The organism is Bacillus cereus group sp. BfR-BA-01309 (assembly GCF_022664315.1).
GTDB lineage: Bacteria > Bacillota > Bacilli > Bacillales > Bacillaceae_G > Bacillus_A > Bacillus_A mobilis.
The window spans coordinates 1-389 of record NZ_JAKUHE010000073.1 but is presented as its reverse complement, the minus strand read 5'-3'; the positions used below and the strand labels follow the sequence as shown (position 1 = coordinate 389).

Below are 389 nucleotides of genomic sequence, written 5' to 3'. Positions count from 1 at the left end.
CCTTTTCTCTCAAAAAGAACTTCTTCCTGTTTACCTAGAAAACAATCAAAAAAAGTTAGAAAAGACGTTACAAAAAATAGATGATTATGAACGCGGCAAAAAAAGACCTAAACAAGTTGCATTAGAAACTTGTTTAATTGGCTTAAGAAAACGAAAACAAAAATTAAAACAAAAAATTGAAATGTATGCAAAACATATTAAAAATAAAACATTACCTCCTATTATTTTTGGTGGGCGGAAAAATTTCTATGAAAGAATGAAAAACAAGATATCCAATCAAGAATGGAAAGATTTGCGGACACGACAATTATATTCTCGTGGAGATAAAAGCAAAAAAGGGAATTTGAACATGCGCATTACAGTTGATGACTGTGGGCAAGGATGGTTAG

The 389-nt window shown here is 30.8% G+C and carries 1 pseudogene; it reads left to right on the top strand.

Going from position 1 to position 389, the window contains the following annotated elements:
* A pseudogene (locus tag MR115_RS30400) lies at window positions 1-389 on the top strand (hypothetical protein); the annotation flags it as partial.